The 24,828-nt window shown below is 42.9% G+C and carries 19 protein-coding genes and 1 pseudogene; 2 read left to right on the forward strand and 18 right to left on the reverse strand.

Going from position 1 to position 24,828, the window contains the following annotated elements; genetic code table 11:
• Positions 1–70 precede the first annotated feature (70 nt).
• From D5281_RS16370 to D5281_RS16400, 7 genes and pseudogenes are all read right to left on the reverse strand, one after another.
• Positions 71–253, reverse strand: a pseudogene (locus D5281_RS16370) (RNA polymerase sigma factor); the annotation flags it as partial.
• A 253-nt stretch (positions 254–506) separates the two neighbouring features.
• Positions 507–1,109, reverse strand: coding sequence for a cytidylate kinase-like family protein (locus D5281_RS16375; RefSeq protein ID WP_160561182.1), 603 nt, complete (start codon positions 1,107–1,109; stop codon positions 507–509).
• 20 nt (positions 1,110–1,129) lie between these two features.
• Positions 1,130–2,518, reverse strand: a complete 1,389-nt coding sequence (locus D5281_RS16380; RefSeq protein ID WP_160561183.1) for an MATE family efflux transporter — start codon at positions 2,516–2,518, stop codon at positions 1,130–1,132.
• 148 nt (positions 2,519–2,666) lie between these two features.
• Positions 2,667–3,095, reverse strand: a complete 429-nt coding sequence (locus D5281_RS16385) for a MarR family winged helix-turn-helix transcriptional regulator (RefSeq protein WP_160561184.1) — start codon at positions 3,093–3,095, stop codon at positions 2,667–2,669.
• Positions 3,096–3,270: 175 nt separating this feature from the next.
• Positions 3,271–3,801, reverse strand: a complete 531-nt coding sequence (gene tenpIN, locus D5281_RS16390) for a type III toxin-antitoxin system TenpIN family toxin (RefSeq protein ID WP_160561185.1) — start codon at positions 3,799–3,801, stop codon at positions 3,271–3,273.
• A gap of 1,131 nt (positions 3,802–4,932) precedes the next feature.
• A complete protein-coding gene (locus tag D5281_RS16395) occupies positions 4,933–5,244 on the reverse strand; it encodes a type II toxin-antitoxin system RelE/ParE family toxin (protein WP_160561186.1) in 312 nt (103 codons plus the stop codon).
• Positions 5,234–5,515 carry a type II toxin-antitoxin system Phd/YefM family antitoxin gene (locus D5281_RS16400; RefSeq protein ID WP_160561187.1) on the reverse strand — a complete coding sequence of 94 codons (282 nt, stop codon included), beginning with the start codon at positions 5,513–5,515 and terminating at the stop codon, positions 5,234–5,236. The genes D5281_RS16395 and D5281_RS16400 overlap by 11 nt, the downstream gene beginning before the upstream one ends.
• Before the next feature lie 347 nt (positions 5,516–5,862).
• Between D5281_RS16400 and D5281_RS16405 the strand changes: the two genes are divergently transcribed.
• Both D5281_RS16405 and D5281_RS16410 read left to right on the forward strand, forming a co-directional pair.
• The gene (locus tag D5281_RS16405; protein WP_160561188.1) at positions 5,863–6,300 is read left to right on the forward strand and encodes a hypothetical protein; all 438 of its coding nucleotides are present in this window, start codon (positions 5,863–5,865) and stop codon (positions 6,298–6,300) included.
• A 31-nt stretch (positions 6,301–6,331) separates the two neighbouring features.
• Complete coding sequence (locus tag D5281_RS16410) at positions 6,332–6,829, forward strand: hypothetical protein (RefSeq protein WP_160561189.1); 498 nt, start codon at positions 6,332–6,334, stop codon at positions 6,827–6,829.
• A 184-nt stretch (positions 6,830–7,013) separates the two neighbouring features.
• Here D5281_RS16410 and D5281_RS16420 read toward each other — a convergent pair whose 3' ends face one another.
• The 11 genes from D5281_RS16420 to D5281_RS16470 form a co-directional block, all read right to left on the reverse strand.
• Complete coding sequence (locus D5281_RS16420) at positions 7,014–8,279, reverse strand: hypothetical protein (RefSeq protein ID WP_160561191.1); 1,266 nt, start codon at positions 8,277–8,279, stop codon at positions 7,014–7,016.
• Positions 8,280–8,357: 78 nt separating this feature from the next.
• Positions 8,358–13,976: a fibronectin type III domain-containing protein gene (locus tag D5281_RS16425; protein WP_160561192.1), complete on the reverse strand. Its 5,619-nt coding sequence runs from the start codon at positions 13,974–13,976 to the stop codon at positions 8,358–8,360.
• Positions 13,977–14,287: 311 nt separating this feature from the next.
• Positions 14,288–16,384 carry a glycoside hydrolase family 3 C-terminal domain-containing protein gene (locus D5281_RS16430; protein ID WP_160561193.1) on the reverse strand — a complete coding sequence of 699 codons (2,097 nt, stop codon included), beginning with the start codon at positions 16,382–16,384 and terminating at the stop codon, positions 14,288–14,290.
• Between the two features lie 122 nt (positions 16,385–16,506).
• Positions 16,507–17,337: a protein-ADP-ribose hydrolase gene (locus tag D5281_RS16435; protein WP_160561194.1), complete on the reverse strand. Its 831-nt coding sequence runs from the start codon at positions 17,335–17,337 to the stop codon at positions 16,507–16,509.
• Between the two features lie 62 nt (positions 17,338–17,399).
• A complete protein-coding gene (locus D5281_RS16440; RefSeq protein WP_160561195.1) occupies positions 17,400–18,977 on the reverse strand; it encodes an ion channel in 1,578 nt (525 codons plus the stop codon).
• A gap of 71 nt (positions 18,978–19,048) precedes the next feature.
• Positions 19,049–20,332, reverse strand: a complete 1,284-nt coding sequence (locus D5281_RS16445) for an XAC2610-related protein (RefSeq protein WP_160561196.1) — start codon at positions 20,330–20,332, stop codon at positions 19,049–19,051.
• A gap of 23 nt (positions 20,333–20,355) precedes the next feature.
• The gene (locus D5281_RS16450) at positions 20,356–21,132 is read right to left on the reverse strand and encodes a mechanosensitive ion channel family protein (protein WP_160561197.1); all 777 of its coding nucleotides are present in this window, start codon (positions 21,130–21,132) and stop codon (positions 20,356–20,358) included.
• 102 nt (positions 21,133–21,234) lie between these two features.
• Complete coding sequence (locus tag D5281_RS16455) at positions 21,235–21,750, reverse strand: hypothetical protein (protein ID WP_277935417.1); 516 nt, start codon at positions 21,748–21,750, stop codon at positions 21,235–21,237.
• Positions 21,751–21,846: 96 nt separating this feature from the next.
• A complete protein-coding gene (locus tag D5281_RS16460) occupies positions 21,847–22,623 on the reverse strand; it encodes a sulfite exporter TauE/SafE family protein (protein WP_160561198.1) in 777 nt (258 codons plus the stop codon).
• A gap of 98 nt (positions 22,624–22,721) precedes the next feature.
• On the reverse strand, positions 22,722–23,237 hold the full coding sequence (locus D5281_RS16465) for an adenylate kinase (RefSeq protein ID WP_160561199.1): 516 nt from the start codon (positions 23,235–23,237) through the stop codon (positions 22,722–22,724).
• Positions 23,238–23,379: 142 nt separating this feature from the next.
• Positions 23,380–24,726 carry an MATE family efflux transporter gene (locus tag D5281_RS16470; RefSeq protein WP_160561200.1) on the reverse strand — a complete coding sequence of 449 codons (1,347 nt, stop codon included), beginning with the start codon at positions 24,724–24,726 and terminating at the stop codon, positions 23,380–23,382.
• Between the last annotated feature and the right edge of the window lie 102 nt (positions 24,727–24,828).

Consider the following 24,828-nt stretch of genomic DNA (forward strand, 5'->3'; position numbering starts at 1 on the left):
TCTCCTTTGCTCTTTCATTTGATAGTATAGGTTGTTCAACTTTTTCTGTCCACACTTATATACTAACACCATAGCTGTCCATAGCGGACGGTTCAAAATACCTTTCCGACATTAGGTAGTCAAGGGATATTTCCCGTTCCTCTTTCCGCTTCAAATCCCGCCATGCGTTGATTGCCTCATGGCGCAGGACAATCTTACAGAACGCATTGAACGCATATTCGATATGCTCCATGAACCTTTCAGAATATCTCATTTTCTCTCACCCCCTTTCTTCCCAGCAGGGGGCTATTACAGCAAACATCTATACCACATAAGGCGGTACAGGTATTGGTGCAATATGAGTTGTTAAGACATACTAAGTGATATGTGTGTTCATGTTCATAGGCAGAATTTGCCGATACATAAAACAGGATTTTTTAATGGCTCCTTATATATGGGAACATTTTTGTAATGATAAAAGGACATGGCTTCACCTTTCCGATACCACCATATCCTTGAAAAAAATCTTACCCTTTGAAAACATTTGTAATTATGTTTACACTTACTTCTTCACCCAACGCGCCGCTGTTAAGGCATAAATCATAATACTGCGGTATGCCCCACGGACGGTCTGTATAGTGTGAATAATAGATTTTCCTCCGGGTATCTTTATCCGCAATCCGCTTTTGGATAGGCTTTTCATTTTCTCCGTAACGTTCAAGAATACGTTTTGCCCGGTCGTCCGTATCTGAATAGATAAAAATATGCAGGCAGTCGTTATTGTCCCGCAAGATATAGTCACCACACCGCCCAACAATTACACAACTTTCTCTTTCTGAAAGGTTTTTGATAATCTTTGCCTGTGCAAAATAAATCGTATCAGCAGGGGAAGGCTCTGTGCGCCCATGCAGGGAGCGGTTCATAACAAGATTAAATAAAAGGCTGTTCTTTGCAGTAGAATATTCCGCTGCTTCTTCGATAAATTCCTTTGAAAACCCTGTTTCCGCTGCAATCTTATCCAACAGTTCCTGATCGTAAAAACTGATACCCAATCTTTCGGCAACAGCCTTTCCTATACTGTGCCCTCCACTTCCAAACTCCCGGCTAATCGTGATAACTCTTTTTTTCATGCTACTATTCCTCCAATTTTTCATTGTGCTTCTGCATTTTGACCTATCTGCTCCATTTTCTTAATTTCCTTAAAGCAAAAAGCACCCGAAAGGACAAAAGCCAAAGCATCTGCGGTAGGTCCTGCCATCAGAATACCTGTAAGCCCGAAAAAGCGGGATAAGATAAGCATGGCGGGAATATAGAAAATCACTTGTTTTGACAGGGAAGTAACCGCCGCTTTCATGGGCTGTCCGATTGCCTGAAACAGTACGCCGGCGCACATCTGTAAACCATTCAAAAATGTAAGCAGTAAATAAATGTGGAAACACTTAACGGCAAATTCTTCATACAGACTGGATTCTGTACCGAATATCCGAATAAGCTGCAACGGGAAGCACTGAAAAACAATCCACGAAACAAATGTGATGATTGTAGCAACCTCTGCACTAAGCAGGAAAGTTTTTTTCACACGGTCATATTTCTTTGCGCCATAATTAAACCCGATAATCGGCTGGCTTCCACTTGCAACGCCAATGCCAATGGAAAATGCAAGCATACTCACTTTCATGCACAAGCCAAAGGTGGTGAGGGGAATATCTGCTCCATAGGGAGAGAGCGCACCGTATTTTGTCATCAGATTGTTTGATACGAACGCCACTACCGTTGAAGTCAAATTGTTTGCGCCGCTTGCAAATCCAAGGCTGGCAATCCTCCCCGCAGTCTGAATATCCAAAGTAAAAGACTGTTTGAAAAGTTTGATTGTTTTCATACGGAACAGATAAGCGATATTAAACAAAAGTCCAAATAGCTGGCTTATTATGGTGGCAATTGCGGCACCCTCAACTCCCCAGTGAAATACGAATATGAAAACCGGGTCAAGAATGATGTTTAAAACCGCACCAATCATCATAGACAACATGGCATAACGCGGGCTTCCGTCTGTTCGGATTGCGCTGTTAATGGTATTCCCGACAATCTGAAAGGTAAACCCAATAACAATAATACGCCCATAATCAAGCGCATAGGGCAGTATATTTTCCGTTGCCCCGAATATCAGACATAGCGGTTTCAAAAAAACAAAGGCAAGAACAGTCCAGATAATGCCGAAAATGCCCCCAAACATAATCGAAGTCCCTAAACCTTTTGCGGCTTTCTCACCCTCGCCTTTTCCAAGGCTAAGGCTGAAAAAGGCGGCAAGACCGTCACCAAAAAGCGTGGCAATGGCAATCGTAATCGTAGCGATTGGTGCGATAATGTTCGTGGCTCCGTTCCCCAAAAATCCTACGCCCTGACCGATAAAAATCTGGTCTACCATGTTGTAAAGGGAATTGATAATCAAAGCTATGATACTGGGAACGGCATAGCTTGTAAGCAGTTTTCCAATTTTATCATATCCAAGGGGATTGGCTGTTGCCTGTGTGTCATTCATTATCGTGTCCTCATTTAATTAGAATTCTAAGTATAAAGACAAAAAATTAGATTCCGATAATTATCGAAATAATTGTTGCGGGTGGTAATCTCATATGAAATCCTCCTTTCTTTTAATTAGAATTCTAAGTATATAAGCAAAAGAATACCTATTTTGTATTCTCCGTCATTTGCAGAATGACCTTTTCAAAGACTTCCAAATCATCTTCGGAGATACCAACGAACATACTGTGCATGTACTCATTGACACGGCTTGTAATATCGTCCTTTATCTCAAGCGTCTGTTCTGTCAATACAAGTTTCTTATAACGCCTGTCGCTGTCCAAACTTTCACGGCGCAAATAGCCATTGCGCTCCAGATTGTTGATAAGGCTCGTGACAGAAGAACCTTTAATTTCTAAAAATTCTTCTATGTCCTTGGGGAATATGTCCCTTGCCTCCGATTCAACGATAATATAATGCAGGATAAGACCTTGAATACTGGTTATCTGTGTACCTGTGAAAAAACTTGAAAAGTATCTCAGCATTCTCCGATTCAACTTGTCATATTTTTCCATTAGCTTTTTTTCGTCCCTCATGGTATCATCCGTTTCTACTTAGAATTCTAATTACAGGAATTTATTTTACTGCTACACATTTCAGTTGTCAAGTGGGTGCGAAAAGTTTATACCATTTTCATAAATGACGGAAAAGAATTTTTGCATAACTTTGGTAAAGCCGTCCTGTGTGGCATTGTGGGAAATACGGGGTATTTCAGAGGGTTTGGGATTCCTCCCAACAAGCCAAATCTGCCCGGCAAGCCATAGGATGCAGGCGGACAGATTTACGGAAAGGGTACTCCTGCTTAAAACTATCCATAATCTTCAAACAAGCATCCTCAAAAAACTTCTTCTTACTTAACAATTCTTCACATGCTTTTTTCTTAGATTCTTCTGTTAAATCATCATAAATCCTACCCATATCTTCAACACTGCGACTTTTCTTAGCATCTGTAGTTCCTATATATTCACCTTTTTTGATTATTACTATTTTACTATAATCCAATCCAGAATTTGCCCTTTTAGATCGAATACTTTTCTTAAATCTAAAAGCATATTTATGGTTGATATGGCTTCTATAAGGAATACAAATAAAATATCCATAATGCGACTGCACTAATAAGCAATTATATGGTCTACTATTCTTTCGTACGATTTCTTTATATGGCGGATCTGGATAATCAGAATAAAAACTATTCGTTAAGTTCAATACCTGATAATCAAACGAGTCTTCTTTAGAACACATAACATCTCCTTAGTAAAAATGGGAGAGCCTTTGCCCTCCCACAATTTTCATCACTCTGTCACTTTTATTTTACCGTCCTGTCAGAACAGTCACAGGACTCATACTGTGATGAAGGAACCCACAAGATTCCTTATTTATAGTATACTCAAAAACAAGAGAACATTCAGCGAACATAAAATGAACATTTTGTGAACAAACATAAAGTTCTTCTTTTACTGATAGATTTATTATACCACCCATATACCCTAAATCACCATTTTTTATACATAACCGCATGGTAACTGTGCGAATGAATCACCATGCGGACTGTAGGTTTTGTATCATATAACCTTCTTCCAAAAAGTTGTCTGATACATGCGTTGTTATTTGTGTACATCCAGATAGATTGCGGAACCATTACCTTTTCTACGTTTCATTTCATACACATATAACACCCCTTTCCTTTGCATTGTTTAGATATTGCAGATACATAACATTAATCTGTATCTGACATTTCCTTTAAAATTCAAAAATTTTAGGCTATTTTCAGCCCTATGATCCTCTCAATAAACATCCCTCCCAATATCTACTTCTCCAAATCGCAATAACTTTCTCTTATAAAAAAGCAAACACACTTTTCTAATAGACTTTTCTCCATTCAAAACAGAAAAACTTATCATTTTTCTATTTTTATAACTAAGTAAAGTCCAGCTTGATTTTTATATTCAATTACTCAATTCTCTAAAATATCTATCTACCAACAATTACTAATGGGAAACACAGCGAAACGCTTGAAAAAGAACAAAGAATATGATTTAATAATTTCAAGCGCATTCTGTGTTTCAAATTCTTAGCCGTTTCGGCATTTGAATTTGTGTGTGTATGTATGAGAAAGCCTGTCAGTTATTCGAGGTGTTGCCAGCACCGTTTGAGGATAATTTGATAGGTTTTCTTGTGTTACTGAAGGCAAGTATAGAACATACGTTTGCTCCCGTCAATTGTACCCTCGAATATTTATTTGTATTTTATATTCCAATTTTAATACCAGCTAAAAAGTACAATAAAGCGGACATATAAAAACTACCCTTATGCATTTGTCAGCTTCATGTAGGTAGTTTTTATTGCTATTATAACGAAAACAATACATTCATTTTATATTAAATTACGATATTCTTGTCTACTATCCACAACTGCATATATAGTAACAATTTTTTCACTTTCATTTACTTTATAAAATACTAAATGCCTTTCTACGATAAGTACTCTATAATCCTGTTTTCGCAGAATTGAATATCTTGGTACGCTGCCGGACTTGGGAAATTCCTCTAAACGATTGATAGCAGTCTCAACCTTATCCAGATAATTCAATGCAATATCTATATTATCGGAATCCTCCGCAATATAGAAAATGGCCTCCCTTAGCTGTTCATCCACTTTATCTGTTCTGATAATTTTATACTTCATTAGACTTCCTCTCTAAAAGTGACTTGCGTATATCATCAAATGTGTTTTGCATTGGTGCCACCCTGCCATTCATAGCATCATCTTCCGCTTCTGCCAAAGTACGCAGCAATTCAAGTTCTGATTTCATCTGATAGTAGTCCTGCAATCCCATTATAGCAGTATCCCCACGCCCATTGACTGTAATAATAACCGGATTCCTTTCTTCATGGCATTGTCTAGATATTTCATTATAATGATTTCTTAGATCTGAAGATGGTCTGATTGTTTCCATACGTTTTCCTCCTAATTTTAATATAGTCATATTATATCTTAATATATATATATTATCAATAAATTTATAATCTATATGAGCTACAATAATACCATACTCTCACCAATATCTACTTGATTATGCTTATAATCAAAAAGCTACCGCCATGTTTATACATGTTAGTAGCCTTTAAAATTGGGATTTTACCATAAAATTGTAGTTTTAAGACTTATGAATTATATCAAACTAAAACCAATAATCTCTATTTCTCCTCAAATAAATCAGGATATTTTAATTTTTGTGCTTCTCTATATATTCAAAAAAGAAGCTCCTTACTCATAATTATTTTTTTAATCCTCGCCGCAATTTTGGGGGGCCGCAGAATCATTTCCAAAGCGCTCGGACTGTCCCAGCTTCAAACTTCCCGGAAGGAAATTACTTCCCAAGCGAAAATCGGTGAAACGGACACCAACGAAGCAGACGCTGATGAAGATAAAATCAGCAGCACAGAAGCTGTCCATGACCTGACAGAACAAATCAGGAATCAAAATAAAGAACCGGAATTTTCTCTGATTCAAGTTATCGACAATGGCGATGAGCTGCCCGCTCATCAGCAATACACCGGCCTGGTCTGCAATATAAAGGACACAACTTCGGAAACCAGACCAATCCGGCAAGCAGATGGAAGTACTGTGGCGGAGGAAGTATTTACCGCCCACTTAAATAACGTACTGTTTTCCGTGTCAGGAGGGCGGTACCAGAGCCTTTGGCGTTCCCATTTTTTCTACGGAAACCTATACGGATGAAGAAAGAAAAGCCCTGGATCAATGGCATTATGTGCAGGGCGGAGACAGCCCTGATTTTAATGACGGAATGGATATGGCCCGCCAGATGATCTTGGACGGATATTTTCAAAAACCTCTGGAAAAATTTCTGATGCGCTATCCGGAACTAACCCCTGCGGAAAGAAACTATGTTTTGCGGCTCATTGGCGGTGGCCGGACTGACCGGACCTCTGACAACACCAGCTGGTGGGATTTAGATTACCGGCTGGAAACTACCGCAGACAACGGAGAAGTGATTCCCATGGCTTACATAGATATTACCAGGGTATTTATTGCCCAGGCATACCCTGTTACCTACGATGATGCGCAATATCGAATCTGGTCTGCCAAGAGCGCGTACTGGCGGTTGCTTGAGGACCCTTCCACGGATTTGGGCAGGACCTGGATAAGCCAGCTGCCCAATGAAGATTTTTTAACGGAGGATAAAATATGCACTTATGTGGAAAATCTGTCAGCATACCTTTTCCACCATGATGCAGACCTTCCATGACGCTCCTTATGTCCATATGGTAAAGGAGAGAGAAAGCCTTTGGAGCATTTATAAGAAATATGGAGCGGAAATATCCGCTCCTGATTCCTTTGCATACTTTATAGAGTATAACTGTCCTGAACATCCCGACTTAATTTACCCCGGCCAGATGATTCAGTTTCCCTGATCATAATGTCCAATTGTATTAATAGGAAGAAGGCCGCCTTCTTTTCTTTCTTGCGTTTTTTTTCTTCCTTCTATGTTTTTTTCTTCTCTTTTTCCGCTTACTATCCGCTAGTACCACTCCTGTTTTCTTTACCAGGATAACGCCTATACCGACTATTACTGCCGCTGCGCCTGTCAAAGCTGCGCCAAAAATAAGAATCCGTTTGCGCCGTTCGCTTTTACTGTTATCCACAGCGCCGCCCTTTTCCTGGTCCAGCACAATTTCTCCCGCCCCATCTTCCTCGGCATATTCTCCTCCAAAAAGGCCGCCCAATTTTTCGGTAAGGCTCTCATCCTTTATCCCTGCCACAAGTCCATCAGGCATATCTTCCGCTGATGCCTCACCCTCTCCTTTGGACACCAGGATACTTGCAGGACCATTCTTGGGAGAAATCACAGATACCTTTCCTATGGTTCCCAAAAGCGTTGCATTACCGGTTTCCGCCCCATTCTTACCAGCGATTGCAGCCGCTGCACCTGTGGTTAAATTGATGGGAGGTATTTCCTTTCCCTCGCGTTTCACCACAGAAGATGAAATCGACTCTGCGCTGGAAGGATCATTTTTAAAACGGGTAGTTTCATCATACAGCCCTTCATCCCGATTGCCGCCCGTAGGATTTCCGCTACCGCTTCCTCCTGCATTCGCACCAGGGTTACCTTGATTTGTATTTCCCGGATTTGTGCCGTCCGCACCTCCCAAATTATTGTCCGTTCCGGAACCGGGTGGCGTAAGACTGCCGTTTCCAATCTGTATGGTTACAGGTGCAACCTCATTTTCCACCACAGGCGTTTTATCTCCGTAAGCGCTGTTGGCCGTCTTAAAGGAGTCTTTGCAATAACCGATATCCGCCGATATGCTTTGGTTTGGATTCACCGGCTGCACTTGCACATTTCCAAGACTGAGCTGTTCCTCCTTAAATAAGCTTTTGGCTGAGGCAACGTAAATATCCAGTCTTCCCGTATTTTCATTGTAGATAAAACCATACTCGGCCCCCTCAAGCTCCGCTGAAAATTGAAACTCCACCTTTACCTGGCTTAAATCCTCTGTTTTAACCTCCAAGGACACGGCTACCGTGGTGATTTTTTCTTCCGTGGCATTACTCATTTCCACAGATACGCCTACCTGACTTCCGTTCTGGTCAAGGTTCACGGTATCCCTCCCCGCCGCATTTACCTGCAGCGGGACGGACATGCTGAGTATTGCTATTCCCATATATAATTTATTCTGAATCCATTTCACTTTCATACCCCCGCCATTGTATATTGCTTTCTCATACTCCCCCAAACGCTGCCTGGCAGCGGTATCCATATCGGAGCATATTTTTTAGTTCAATGGGGTGCTGGTTACACCTTTTGTACTTGTATCATCTTTTGTGCCGTTTTGAAGGGTAATATTTTCAAGCGTGTTGGGTACCTGCAGAGGCAGGGTATCGCTTACAAGCCTTTGTCCCTCATTGGTCAATGCATGATCCACCCGATATAGCTGTGCACGTACCTTTTTCCCTTTCAGGCCATCCGGTATCAACTCAGGCTCAATCCAATAAATCCAGATACCATCGCTCACTTCTCCAAGCATTCCGTTTTCAGGTACATCCGCCAAAATAATCTGTTCGGCTTTTAATACATTTTGTTCATCTACGCCTCCTACAACATTTCCGTCCTCATCGTAGATAATCACTACATTGTAGGCAGGATTTCCTTTATAACTGCCGGTAAAAATCAAAGAGCCTTTCGGAATTTTTTTGCCCGCCTCATATATGTAATCTGCATTTAAGATTCCCACCGCGCCCTCGGTACTGTTCTCCCTTACACCAAAGGAAATGCTGTCTCCTGAAGGTCCAAGTAAATCCACTTCCGCAAGAGACATTTGCATCTGTCCCTTAGCTCTAAGCCTTACATAAGCGGCGTCATAGGTACATACCCATGGATCTTTATCCGCATTTTCAAAGTAAACGGTTTGGCTTCCACTCTTGTTTTCAAAACTTCCTGTCTTTACGGTTGTCCAGCTTGTGCCGTCCAGACTTACTTCAATTGTATAATTGCCGATAGGCGAGCTTGATTTTGAGGTGATTTTAAGTCCGCATACTTCCAAAATCCGGTTCATTTGGATCACGATTTCCGCATCTCCGCCGGCAGTCTGACCTTCATAATCTTTATTGTAATCATTGTCAATTACTTTATAAATATCCGAAACTGTTTCAGGCGTGCAGGGATCATCTTCCACTGCCTCATTGGTTTTATCACCGTTTGAAAGCATGTTTGTGGTAATATTCCACATAGATTTATCCTGACTGCCGTCATGGGATATTCTCACATCTCCAATTTTCCGCGCTTTGGATCGATAGCCAAATTGGTCTACTGCTGTGATTTCATAAGTCAAAGCTCTGTTGTTGATGGTTGCCACATGGTCCACATATGTATTTTCTGTGGAAAATCCAACCACCTGACGTACCGGCTCCCCATTTTCATAAGAATATCTGGCGATTTCGTATCCCAAAATCAGCTCAGGGTCAGCGGTGGTTTGTATGGAAATTGTCACCTCATTTGCAACATTTTTGCTGACCGCTGCCTTGCTGTCCGAGCTTACAATATCTCTTCCATTTATGGTTCTGTCGGTGCCATGCTCTATTTCGTATACCCTTGCATCATCTGTTAAATAATAAATCGCCCGTTCTTCTTTTTCAAACTGTCCGGCATAACGGATGGTTTCACTGTCAGGAACAAGGCCCCAGCGCATAAAGAACTCTGTCAGATCCTTTTCGGCCGCTGCACAGGCAAGCCGCATAATATTCTGATTTTTGTCGCCGTCTAACTTCAAACCGCCTTTGGCCCTGGAGGTATCTCTGCTGTAGGAATCCACCCGTGCATAAAACAAATTAGCCTGCTGCTGTTCGTAGCTGTCATAGGTTTTGTAATTATAATCTCTGTCATAGGCCAAATGCAGCTGCCAATACATGGCAAGATGGGTAAACACATTGGATGGAATGCCTACCGTATTGGAGGTTACCTTTTTGTAAACCTCATTATATTTAAAACGCACGGTATCATTGCTGTCCCTTGATTTCGTCAGTTGGGCAAAATAATTATTCGTTACTTCCGCTATCGCGTAGCTGCCCTGATTGATGTTGTGTCCAATCTCATGGCTAATGCCCCATCCAAAATAGTTACCGCTTAGGTATTTTCCGTTTTCATCACTTGAAACAGGTACTGCTGAGGCTAAGCCCGGCACAGATCCCCATTCAATTCCGATATGATTTCCGGCAGCGTACATAAATGCCTTTGCAAACATTCTCATATAACGGATATTTAAATGCTGGGCGGGCAGATGATCCGATGCCGGTGCCCCGGCGTCATTGCTCAGCCCCTTATGCTGATAAAATAGCTTCAGCATATCTTCCATAGCCTGAAGAGACTGATCCAGTTTATCGGCCCGCTCCGAAAGGGTTCCCTTTCCAAGTCCTGCAAGAATCTGCTTTCCGGATACAGATAGCATCATCTGATCCAGCATAATGTCCGTAGCGCCTAAAATACAGTTGGTTTCTTCATAGCTGCGGTTTACCTTATTACCCTCTCCCGCAGTTTCATGAATCTTTTTGTGATTTTCTTCCAGGGATGCCACGTGCTCGTCAAGTTCTTCCAGATAAGCTGTGATGCGCTCCTTTCTCTGCACGGAATCGGTAATACCATATAGGTTCAGCACCGGTTCCTTTGCACCGCCGCTTACCCGCACCGCATATCTGTCATTTTCATTGTTGCCGGTATATTGAATGTAAAGCGCACCGCCGCCCTCACAGGCAAGGCTTTGGATTGCGGGTATGGTAATTTCATTGCGCCCTACCTTAAGAGCTGCCACGTTGGATGCAAATGCACCTGACTCTGCATGGTACTGGGTGGCAATCAGTTTAAGCGCTGAGTCAGAACCAGTTTTTAACTGATTATGCCCCACATATACTACAATATGCTCGCCCTCATACGCTGTAATCCCCAGCGGCTGCCATGCGTTCAGGCCGCTAAATCCCAGATGTCCGTCCTTTGCCGCTGTGATACCGGGATTTATCTCTACCACATCTTGGAAATCTGATGATAGAAGTCCTCTGGCATTATCCAGCTCTCTTTGCAGCGTTGTCCGCTCGGGATGATATTCCCCACTTTTGGCATCCTTCGTATCCAGGCGCTTTTGCAGCGCCAAAATTGTTTCTTCTGTCACATCCGGCTTAAGGGTTGTATGAAGATCATCCGCATATAAAGCCAGAATATCATCCTCCAGACTGTCATAATAGTAAAAATTCACTTCGGAAATAATAATATTCCTCTGGTTATTTCCTCTTGTAAAGCCTAATCTGATCTGATTGGCCTTGATGGGCTGCGCTAATTTAATCATGTAATATTTTCGCCCGTTTTCATCTGTCTTTTGCAGTAAGGATACATTCTGGGCCGCAACACCATCACTTTGATGCGCCTCATCATAATAATAAACGTACGCGCCGCTGTACCAGCCGATATCCTCAACCTCTGCAAATGTAATATAGCTCATCTCATAATAATCATCCAACGTAAAAAGCAAACCTTTACTTGCCGCAGGATAGCTTGCGCCATCGTCCCAGTCCATTACCTGATAATAGGATGCCGCATCCTTATCCACTGTTCCAAGTGCGCTGGTTTTATCTGTATCTAAGGAACTGCCCTCCATAGATCCCCTTCCATGGGTCACCCCTTTTATGTGGGCGCTTACCTTCCCTTTTCCGTTAGACTCATTAATGAGCTTATAGTTCGGCATCTGTGCCGGTTTAATACTGAGTGTACGGGCTTCCGAATGGATAGAAGGATTGCTCTCTCCCAGCTCATTTACACCGGTCACATATATTTCATACCTGGTTTCATCCTTCAAATCATTTAACACATGGCGATTCTGGTCTATGCCGGTAATCTGGGTGTATGCACTCTCCCCCTCGGCCTTATAATAAACATTATAAGAATCCGTATCCTCCATATTTTTCCATGTTAAGCTGATGCGGCAGTATCCTCCCACCGCTTTCAGGTTATCCGGTGCATCCGGCCGGCTGGAAATAGCCGGACTTATCTGTACAGGTTCGCAATATCCACTGGCCCATGTGCCGTTTATAGATTGGACGCTTACCTCATAGATTTCACCATTTTTTAACCGCCCTCCCAAAAAGGATTTTATCTCCAACTGATTAGACGCAGCACGTATGACCTGTTCCTGCCCCTGATAACAAATCTTTACCTCATAGCCAGTTACATTAGGCTGTTCGTTCCATGTTACATGGATAGATTTATTGCCGCCCTTTCCGATAAGCCCTGAAGGTATGTTCATATCCGGAGCAGGAATTTTATTTTCTGTATTGTTTAAAAATTCCACCTTGGAAATCTTGGCCAGATTTCCGCCAAATTTCATCCCGGTAATTTTCAGTGTCACTTTCTTTACTGCAGTTTCACCTCTCAGGTCAATGATCAGAACACCGTTTTGTTCTCCCTGCCCTGCATATAAGGAAAATCCCCCGGAACCTTCAACTTGCCGTGCTTCTCCTCTGTCAATGTTAAATGATATCTCTTTACCATCTTCCTTTATCACCAGCAGACTTCCACTTTCAATGGGATTTTCACCCATAGCAAATCTAATCTCCTCTACTTGCTGGGATTGCCACATATCGCTTTCCAGATTGAAGCCAATCTCCACCGGTGTTCCTTCTGCAATCGCACTTTCTGTACCCTGCGCCTTCAAGGTCACTCCGCCGCTGCCATCCCTGAATAGATTCCCTGGATCGCCTTCAACAATTTGGGTATTTGTACCAGGATTCACCTGTACGGCATTGGAGGAAATTCTACTATACAAAGACGCAGTGGTATCCGCATTTTCATCCATCCTTTCCTTGCTGTTAGCATAGTACTGCAAATCCACAAGGTCTGTCTGGCCATCCTTATTTAGATCCGTGGGATTTTCCTCCGGATTCCCTTTCCATACACCGTTTGACCCCTGACTGATCACTTCCATGATGGCATTCTTATCTCCATCATCCAATCTGCCATCCCTGTTCACATCTCCTATGAGCATGACACCCGGATGCGGCGCCCCTTGCACATATTGAACTCCCTCTAATTCTACAAAACCGGTATAAACTTCCGCAACTTCCGTAACTTTCCCAACAGCTATATCCTGCTCATAGGGAATGAATCCAAAGCCAGCGCTGCCGGTATTCTTCTCGGATATCCTCAGATGATAAGTTCCTTCCGGCAGTTCTTCAAACAAAACCGTATGTTTTTCCGCATTATTTGTAAGGATTATCTCCTTACTTTCTTTATTTTCCAGTGAAACGACCAGCGTAATCTTACTATCCTTGTGGATAGGAAGGGCATTCATCAAAATTACTTCCACCCCGCCGGTGACGCCGGAGGATACCTGACGCTCATTCCAGCTTCCATTTGAGGGAAGCTCAGGCGTTGCTAATGGTGTTGCAGAAGCCGATGGGGAAGCGCTGGGCGTCCCTGCAGGAGTTTCCGATGGTAACACAGAGGGTGACTGCGTTGGTGATTTTGACGCCTCAAAAGGTGTCTGTTCTATCCCTGTGGGTGATACCGATGGCGATTCACCAGGTGACTCTGCAGGCAGCTTTGCAGGTGACTCCGATGGCACTGTCTCCGGTGTCCTTTCCGGCGCCGCAGATACTTCCGCAGATACCCCCGGTGTCTTTGTCTGCGAAGGAGACGCGGACGTTTCCGATAAAGGCTGTACCTGATTCTTTGGCTGATTATCAACATTTCCCGGTTGATTCAAATTTCCTCCATTGCCATTCATGCCGTCCACATCTGCGTTTTCCGGCGCTGGAGAGGATAAACCATTCCCATTCACTTCTGCTGCCTGAACCGGAAGAACCCATGTGGCAATCAGGCAAAATACCATCATCCATGTTATCATTCGTTTCATACGTCTTCTCCTTTTCTTTATGTCAATTCTGACAATTGCCATACTTCTCCTAACCCACAAATTTCATTATATTCATTACTAACTTTTTGTCAATAATAGGCAGATCCGCTCAAAACCCCCGCCAATTGGCTTATTACAGCGAATAAGGCTGCCGTGAAACCAGCGCCATCCACAAGATATTGTCTTTTACCCGCACAGGTATTATCTATATCTTGTGTATGGCTTCCTTTCATGGCAGCCTTCAGCGAATCCAATTTCATCGCATTTCCTATAAAAAAAATTGCAAAAAATTTTTCTTTTTCATCACAGCATTATACTGCTTTATCCACCTTCTTTTCAAGTACCACCGATTTCATTCCGGTCAGTTCTTCCGTTCTTGCATCAGGCTGTCCAAATCCCACATACAGTTTATAAAGACCCCCTGGTGTAAATCTGTTTCCCGCTTCGTCCACCACGGTAAATGCCTGGGGCGAAATTGCAACTTCCACACGCACCCTCTCCTTTGCCTTTACAAAAACTCTCCTAAATGCACATAACTGAGGATGCAGAGGCGCTAAACCGGAGGATTCACATTTCATATATACCTGGACCACTTCTCCGGTATCAACCTCCCCTTCATTTTCAACCGTCACTACCACCTGGTTGTCCTCAAGCAGCGCTTCCTTTATGACAACTTTCCCATAATTTAAGCCATAGCCGAAAGGGTATTGCGCTTTCCCTTCCATATAGCGGTAGGTTCTCCCTTTCATGGAATAATCCGTAAACTCAGGCAATTCCTCCAAGGTCTCATAAAAGGTAACCGGCAGCTTGCCAAACGCCGACACTTCACCAAAGAGCATTTTTGCTGCTGCCCTGCCCCCCTGGGCACCAGGATACCAAAGCTGCACCACCGCGTTAAAATGCTCGCTGGCATAGCCCAGATCAATATCACTTCCCGCACAAAGGCAAAGAATCACAGGCTTTCCGGTTTGGGCAACAGCCTCCATAAGCTTAAGCTGCGAATCCGGCAGTTTAAGCGATATTTTATCCCCTGAGGCATAACTGTTGTTGGAATCTCCTTCTTCTCCCTCTAAGGTTTCGTCAAGTCCTACGCACAAAACCACCACATCACTGTGCTGTGCAACGATTTTCGCCTCGGAAAGTCTGTCTTGAGGATGGGCCAGCTGCTCTGTTTTATCCTGGAACAATTCAGCGCCAATGGAATAATAAACTCTCACATCATCCCCAACATACTGCCGTATTCCGTCTAAAACCGTCACATATTCTGTTGCTGTGCCGTGATAATTTCCAATCAGGGACGACCGGCTATCTGCGTTAGGCCCAATCACTCCTATTGCTTTTAATTTATCCTTTCGGAGAGGAAGAATCCCATCATTTTTAAGGAGAACAAAGCTTTCTGCAGCCGCCTTTTCCGCTAAGGACAGATGCTCCGCACACTCCACCCTGTCATAGGAAATCTTATCAAATTCCGTATCTTCAAATAATCCAAGCATATATCTGGTGGTAAAAAGCCTGACAGCCGCATTGGTAATGGCCTCCTCCGTTACAAGCCCATCCTGATACGCACTTAAGATATGAAGGTATGTATTTCCACAGTTCACATCACATCCGGCGTTAAGCGCCATCGCCGCAGATTCTTTCGGTGACGCCGTTATGCCATGATTCATGTGGAAGTCCTGAATTGCCCCACAGTCCGACACAAAATGTCCCCGAAAGCCCCACTTTTTTCTTAAGGTATCTTCTATTAAGGTTTTGCTGCCACAGCAGGGCTCTCCGTTGGTACGGTTATACGCGCCCATTACAGCTTCCACTTCTCCCTCCTTTACCAGCATCTCAAAGGCAGGGAGGTAAGTTTCCTCCATGTCCTTCGCCGATGCCGCCGCATCAAATCCATGACGCAATTCCTCCGGCCCTGAATGTACTGCAAAATGCTTTGCACAGGCGGCGGCCTTCATCACCGGCCCATCTCCCTGCATTCCTTTTACAAAATTCACGCCCATTCTGCCGGTTAAATATGGATCCTCGCCATAGGTCTCATGGCCTCTCCCCCATCTGGGATCCCTGAAAATGTTGATATTCGGCGCCCAAAATGTAAGGCCCTTATAGATGTCCCTGTCACCCTGTTTTGAATAAGCGTTGTATTTTGCACGCCCTTCCTTTGCAATCACATCCCCAATCTCCCTGAGTAAATCTTCGTCAAATGTTGCCCCCAGACCAATTGCCTGTGGAAATACCGTTGCCTGTCCGGCTCTTGCTACCCCATGAAGCGCTTCATTCCACCAATTATAGGCCGGAATGCCTAAGCGCGCAATGGCAGGCGCATCGTACTTAAGCTGTGACGCCTTCTCCTCCAAAGTCATTTTTCCCACCAGCTCCCGGGCGCATTTTCTTGCTTCTTCTCTGTTCATATTCATCCTCCATTTTTATGCCCTGCATATCGCAAGCTTTCCGCTGTTCTGATTCGCTGCTTTTGATTATCTCATACACCTGAACATGTATGCAATCGGAAATTAATTTCCCTGCCCCTTATTTAATACAGCGCCTTATCAATCTGCCGCTTATACAGCTCCCAATCGTTGTCTTTAAACACATTAAAAATAATCCGCTCCATATGCCCGCCCTGCTTTTCCATAAAACCATTCACCGTTTTCCATGCAATTTCTGCCGCCTTATCATTAGGAAAATGGAACTCTCCGGTTGAAATGCAGCAGAACGCAACCGATTTGATTTTATGTGCGAAAGCGCATTCTAAAACGTTCTCATAACAATTCTGCAAATCCTCACAAAGTTTCTCGCTTAAGCTGTCGTATACCATCGGTCCTACCGTGTGAATCACATAATCGCAGGGAAGATTGTAGCCCCAAGTCAAAGTGGCTGTGCCTGTGGGTTCTTCATAGCTTCTGCCATTCAGGCTCCGCCTGTGCTTCATAATACGATTACATTCTTCCCGAAGCTGCATTCCCGCCGCGCTGTGAATGGCATTGTCAATGCACCTATGGCAGGGAACGAAACAGCCCAGCATCTGGGAATTGGCAGCGTTGACAATTGCACCAACCTTCAGCCTTGTAATATCTCCCTGCCAAAGGGATATCCTGTCCGCATAGGGAGACTTACTGCTAAATTGTTCCTTTATGGTGGGAATATCCGATAATGTTACCACCCCTTTGGAATTTAATTCTTCTTGCAGATAGGCATTCTGCAAACTTGCTAATTCATGAGAAAACGCTCTTGGCATACGGATATTCATGAGAGAACGAATTGTCTTTTTCTTTTCCTCCAAAGAATATCCGGCTGTTTCAAGTTCCTTATATTCCAAAGAATCCTCTTTTAACTTTTTCAAAAAGATATCTATTTTTTCCATTTTATACCCCCACGATATCTAAAGTCAGCCCCCCCTGCTGGAATCATGTCTATCAGAGATATTCACTCCAGCTTGGTATAGATATTGCCCATCAGCTCCCAGGACGCATCCCTCTCCCGCTTTTGTTCTTGTGTCAGCTCCTCATATTGGCATAGCATTGGATGCTCTCTTTTTATATCATTGCGTGCAAGCCCATAGCTCCAATTATAAAAAGTATAAAACCGGACTGCCCGCATATGATCCAGCTTACGATATACTTCTTTTCCCTCCTCTGAAGTGCTTGTCTTGCAATATTTGTCATATGCTCTCTTAACCACAGATGCGTTAAGCTCCGTAATCGTTTCATCCTCCAGAAGAATCCTGGTCTTCATCAAAAGATGATCTGCCGCCACAATCTTTGACTGCCTGTGGAGATCATCTAACTCCTCCCAGCTGCGGGTAGGATAAGAAACAGACTTGCGGAAAAGCTCATTGATCATGATAGCCGCTTTGTTTAAATCCGTACGGATAATCTGCTGTGGTGTGTAAATATCCTCATTTGCTCCAAAATAAGATATGCCAGGGGCTTTTCGGCTGCTCCGCAGGTCAACGCGGCCTGAAATTCTATAATAATCATTCAGTGTCCAGAAAATGCTCCAACCACTTTGCTCATCATCCTCACAGATAATAATACGATCAGCTTGTTCCAAAATAGAATGTGCCTCCGCCCATGGATTCTCATGAAAAATCAAAGAATCGCAGGTGGCAGATTCTTCATTTATAGAAAAGACCCTGTTAAGCCTATGATGAATCGTAAGGAAGTCTCCCACATCTCCAAAAATGTGATACGCCACATGCTGATGAATCGATACAATATTCGTTAAGACAGCCCTCTCCAGAATGCTCCGGCCATAGTTTCCAAATCCAATCAGGACAATGCTGTTTTCATTACAGCACAGTGGTTTGGAACGCCAATATTGTCTGGCACAGCACTCATAACTGTGAAAAAAGTTAATATTCCCTGAAAGATTGTCCCTCCCATTTGTGCTCCTCGCATAGACCTCCACCGGCAGCTTATCCAGATGAGCCGCCCGGCTGTTCACCTCAATATCATTTTCTTTCATCAAAAAAATCTTACATTTTGCGCCCACCTCTTTCTTTTTCTCCACAATTTTGTCCGGTGAAACATTTACATAGATACATGGATAATCCCGTTTTTCTCTATACCTGTTCCTTTCTTCCCCATAAATAATCAGCGCATCAGGATCTTCCTTATAAATGTTGGCTGCAAGCGTATCCGATTCCACTTCATAATCTGCAAAATAATACCAGTTTTTGCGCCGCTGCATGTTAAGCATAAGAAAAGGCATTCCTTCACTGGTGATAAAAGATATCACTGCTCCAAGCAATGTTACCGTAATACCCGCGGACAAAAGCAAGAATATCATTCCAACTGCATGTCCTAACGGCGTTATCGGTACCAAATCGCCATACCCTACTGTGGTCAATGTCACCAACGAATACCAGAAAGCATCCCCAAACGTCTGAATCATTGCATCGCTCTCTGCAGATTCCGAGCAATAAAGAATCGTAAGCAGCGCAATATATATCAATGCTATTATAATCACTAAATGCAGATAAATATTTTTTCTTACTTTCATAACATCTGTATCCCCCTGGGCATTTTAGAATCAACACCTGAAAAAGCCAAAAGATTTCCAGTTTTGCAGACCTAATGTACCGGATAAGCAGGATAAGGCCCGGTTACATCCCATACCTCTCTCAATGCCTGACTATAAATCACCTCATACCATTCGCCACTTTCTGTTCCAACCGTCCATATATCTTCATATCGTTTCTCTATGCTTTTTACTTTATCTCCTTCTACCGTTGGAAGTTGCTCAAAATACCAGATTACAATTTCTTCGTCTGTCATATCCCCCGGCCAGTTGGGAAACTTGTGCCAGGAAACAGGCGAAAACCACGCGCTTCTTTTCGATACTACACTGAGAGATGAAATACTTTTTTCATAGCCGTCCAAATGAAATTCCGTATCCGCTCCAAAGCAGCGACTGTAAAAAATTCTGGAATGCTCTATATCCTCTGGCGTCATACCAAAAACCACGCTGCCTATATTGGTAGCGCTAAAACAAGCATTCTCCACCTTATCGCCGGTCCACCCATAAAGCTCTAAAAGTGCCTGCTTTGCCATGGAAACCAATATATGCTCCTGATTTTCCTCATCTGCCTTCGCTTTAAGTGTGTATGGGCCGCCATCCTCCACATAAGTCAGCTCCAACTGTTGAAACAGCGCGTCCTTTGCCTCATTTTCCTCCACATACCTTACGAGATGCAGCTGCCCCTCATCATCATATCGATAACAGGTGGTGCAATACCACGCCTCTCCCTTCTTATATCTACAGGATATCCATTGGTTCTTTGTATCTGTCTCCACATTATACAACATGGTACTGAACTCATACCGATGCTTCTGCTGATTCCAAAGCATACAATGATATAAAATATTCCCGCCATCTACGTATCTTTCTCTGATACAGATATCCTCCCATCCATCAAAGTTAAGATCCAGCATTAAGGTTCCATTATCCTTTTTGGTATCTTCCACAATAGAAAGAATACTTTCCCGCCCATATCCCGGCATGTCCATTTTCATTACTTCTGCCGCTTTCCTGAGCCTTCCTTCTTCCTCCTTTTCCTTTACCAAAGGAGCCAGAACATCTTCCAGGTCCTGCTCCTTTTGCATATCCGGAAGGTTCCTGGCATATACAGTTTTCCACCCTCCATTGGGGATTCCTCCTCCGCTTATTTCCTTGCCTGTATCTTGTCTCATTTTCACTGCTACAGGCCCGAAATTTAAAATACCGGCCCCTGTCCCCAAAAGGAAAATAAGAGCGAAAAGCACCATTGCCGCTGCAAGCCAAAATACGGCGCCCACATGGAACCTCTTTTTTTCTTGGTTTTTCAGCTTTTGTTTTTTTATAAATCTATTGAACATCTTGCATGCTTATTCCTCCATACTTATTCATTGCTTATGGTGATAATCTGATAGGATATCTTTATATTCCTCTCTCTGAACTGCTCCACAATGCTAACCCGTATATCACTGCACGCCTGAAAGCTTTCATCTAACGTTTTCGACCACACAGTTGTTTTCAACGTCACGCCATTTTCCGAATATCCTTTTACAAAAACCTTATTTTCCATGGTATTTAAAGTCAACACATGCTCTGCACAAATTTTCTGTACGATATCCATAGCCTCATGAATGTCTGCGTCATAACCAACCGTCACCTCCATGAAGTTTCCTATATTTTCCGTAAAATTTGTGTTTGTGATAACCGCCAAATCCATAACAGAGTTAGGGACAATACAGCTCTCCCCGTTATACTGGCGGATAATCGTATGCCGAAGGGTGATATCCTTTACAATCCCTTCCGCCACAATGCTGCCTCCCTGCACCACCTTTATCTTATCATCCACATCATAGGGCCTGGTGGCAGATAAAGAAATACCACTGATAACATTTGACAAAGCCTGCTGTGCGGCAAAGGTTGCAATTGCTACAATCAAAGAACCGCTTTGTAAAATAGTAGTGCTTAAATCCTTTGTAACGGAAAATTGCTGCGCCAGCGAATAAACCACAATAATAATCACCACAGAGTTCGCCATACTTTTAAAAAAGTGCAGATGGCTGCTGTTTCTTTTCTTTGCTATAAATCGAAATGTCAAATCAATGACTCGATTTAACAAAAGGCCCGCCACAAGAAATATTGCTATTATGATAAGCGTATTCATCCTTTTCCTCTTTTCTGAAACAATGCTGAACTTCTTAAATTTTATACTTTAGGCGCCTTTTGCTCTGCCGGCTCATGTCCAAGGCATCCCTCTAACATATAGCTATTTTTCTCCTCGCTCAGATATTCCATTTTGATAGGTAATATATATATGCCCAATGGCAAAAACCACTCCGCTTGCAACCAGCAGAATATGCCCTGATGCAGCACCACTGAGCACAAATATACAGGCAGGGATAACCGCCAGCGCCATTGCCTTTTTCAAGTCCTGCTTATGAAAATATAACATCCAAACAATCCAGTACGTCAGCATCAAAACAATATTGCCAATCCCATATAGAAAAAAAGCCCCTAACGAAGAAAAGCCAAATTCTGCAATTCCAATAGAAAAAATCATAAAAAACACAGATGCATATCTTCCGATTTGCTCCAGAATATTCATCACTTTATGATTGCATTCATTTCTGTGATTCCCCAATTTAAGAGCATATATTATGTTGGGAATCAGCAACAATAAGACCAAAATCAACCCAAATACATTGATCCAATTAAACCCTATTTTCCCGGCCAGGAAAACAGACGTGGGGCCGTCTGCGCCCCCTATAACACTGTAGCTCATTTTGTCACCTCTCATACATTTATCGGACTTTATGATACCGCGCAACACGAAACCAGTTACCCGAATTATCAAACATTGGCCTTCTGTCTCATACTTTTATGCAAGAATTGAAAATAAAAACACTGCCGCACCTAATAGCACAAGAACAATTCCGGTTGCCCTGTTTAAAGTTTTGGGCTCCGCTTTATTTGCAAACACCGCTGCAATCCTGGCCCACAGCAGGGTAAATACCACGCACAAAATCCACACAAGCCAATCAGGCGTACCGCCTATTACAAAATGAGAAAACGCTCCTGTAAACGCAGTAAATGCCATAATAAAAACACTGGTACCCACAGCGGTTTTCAATTCATATCCTAAAACAGATGTGAGAATCAGCAGCATCATCATACCGCCTCCCGCTCCTATAAATCCGCAGATAAAGCCGATAAGTATACCGCAGATAATCGATTGCACTACCCGCTTCTTCGCCGAAACACTCTCCATGGCTTCCTTGGTTGTCATAACCGGCCTTACAATAAATTTTATACCAAGCAGGAAGGTCATAAATACAGAGAAGTTTCCCATTGCGGCCGCAGGAACCATACTGGAAACATAGCTTCCCACCACGGTAAACGCCAGCACGCTGACCATCATAATCAGGCCGTTTTTCACATCAAGATTTTTATTTTTGCCATAGGTGTAAGCGGATATGGCGCTGGCAAGCACGTCCGATGAAAGTGCAATTCCCACAGCCAGATACGGCTCAATGCCAAGAAAAGTAATCAGCATGGGGCTTATGACAGCAGCCGCGCTCATTCCGGCAAATCCTGTGCCTAACCCGGCTCCCATACCTGCAAAAAAGGTTACAACAATCGTTGCGAATAACTCCATACACATCCTCCACTCTTATACGCCGTCTTAAATCTACCGCAAATTATGCCGCATATCCGGCAAAATCCTTTTCCAATACTTTCTACAGGCTTTTTACCTTACCATTCAATGTCAATTTGATATTCCTCATCAATGAGAATATAAGGAACCTTGTATGCCTGGCACTGCTTCAGCACCTCAGCATTTTCCCTGCTAACCGCCTCTATTTTACACCACTCATCGTCCAGGCGATTTTCCACAACATTTGCATACTTTTTAATGTCGTCAAAATGATTTCTGATATACTTCTCACTCATAACCAGACAATAATATTTTATATTGTCCAAATACTCTGCTGCAAAATCTTTCCACCAATCATAAGGTATATAGCATCCCTCCACAACAAGATTCTGATTATTTTCAACAACGGTCTTAATCATTTCACGTACAATCGGCCATAAATAATCTGTCAATAGCCCATCATCGCTTAGTGGCGTAAGAGTTGTATTTCCGCTTCGAATCAGTCCCATTTTTAGATGGTCTATTGAGAGATATGGATATTGATACCTTTCGAGGATCTTTTGTGCAAGCGCTGTTTTGCCTGTATGGGAGGCACCTGCTATTAAAATTATCATTTTATACCCCTTTGCATACCGTAAGCTTTGCTTGCGGTACCGCCACCAATAAAGAGTTTGGAAGTTTACTTCCAAACTTATACCCCTTGCATACCGCAAGCTTTGCTTGCTCTTTTACCTTTCATTTTATTCTACGGTTTCATCATCGGATTTGCAATGAAATTTTATACTTTTTGTAGGTTTCATGGTAAAAGTAAATAGAAAGAGCCATGGCAATTGTCCATCCAACAGGCCATGCGCACCATATACCGGTTGCCGACTTTAACCAATCGGAAAGAAGAAAGGCCAAAACCACACGAAGGATCAAGTCTAAAAAAGTAGCCGCCATAAACTTTCCCATAGCGCCAACGCCTCTGAGTATACCGTCCGCAACCAATTTAGCCGATACTATAAAATAGAAGGGAGAAAGTATACACAAAAATTCCCTGCCTGTCATCCGTGCAGCTGCCGAACTTTCTTCCATAAACAAAAGAAGCAGGTATTTACCAAAGAAACTATAAAGTATACAGAATGGCACACACAAACACCAAACTATTTTAATCCCCCCGCGAAAGCCTTCCCTGATTCGCCCATATTGACTGGCCCCCAGGTTCTGGGCCGCGAAATTGGAAATTCCATTGCCGATTGTGGTAAAGGATGTAATCACCATATTGTTCAACTTCACCGCAGCAGAATAACCAGCCATGACAGAAGCGCCAAACCCGTTAATTACACTTTGAATCAGAATATTTCCTATTGAGACAAAGCTCTGCTGTAAAATACTTGGAATTGCGATTACCATAATCTTTTTCAAAAGCCCTGCGTCAAATATAGGCGGTCTTTTTTCCACCTGAATTTTTTTAAGCCTCATCCATACCGTAAGAACGGCCAGAACACAACTGATTCCCTGACACAAAAAGGTTGCCCATGCAACCCCCGCCACTCCCATATGAAAAGCTTTTACAAACAAAATATCCACCACAATATTGGATGTGGAGGATGCCGCCAGAAAATAAAAAGGCGTTTTGGAATCACCCAGCGCGGAAAAAATTCCGGTTGCAATATTATAAAAAAACACAAAGGGAAGTCCCCATATGTAAATGTCCAAATATAGTCTTGAGTCCGCAAATACCTCCTCAGGCGTCTTAATGAAAACAAGCAAAGGGCCGCATCCCCATATACCGCCAAGCATAAGTACTCCGCAAAGGACACCGCTAAAAATACAGGCTGTAGATACCGCGGTTTTCAGCTTGCCATAGTCTTTTGCCCCAAACAGCTGCGAGACAATTACGGAGCACCCCATGTTGCAGCCGAAGGCAAAGGCAATAAAAATCAGTGTAATTTCATAACTGTTTCCAACAGCTGCCAGCGCATTTTCTCCGATAAATTTGCCTGCTACCAGACTATCTGCAATATTGTAGAGCTGCTGAAAAATAATGCTGCCAAACAAAGGGAGACAAAATTTCCATAAAACTGCTTCCGGTTTTCCTACCGTCAAATCCTTATTCATACCATGATTTCCTTTCCAAGCATCAAATGCTACTATATTCACTGCTTCACATCTTTCCGGAAATGTATTATAATGCATTTTATGAAATACGAAAAATATATA

The organism is Parablautia muri, from assembly GCF_009917485.1.
GTDB lineage: Bacteria > Bacillota > Clostridia > Lachnospirales > Lachnospiraceae > Suilimivivens > Suilimivivens muri.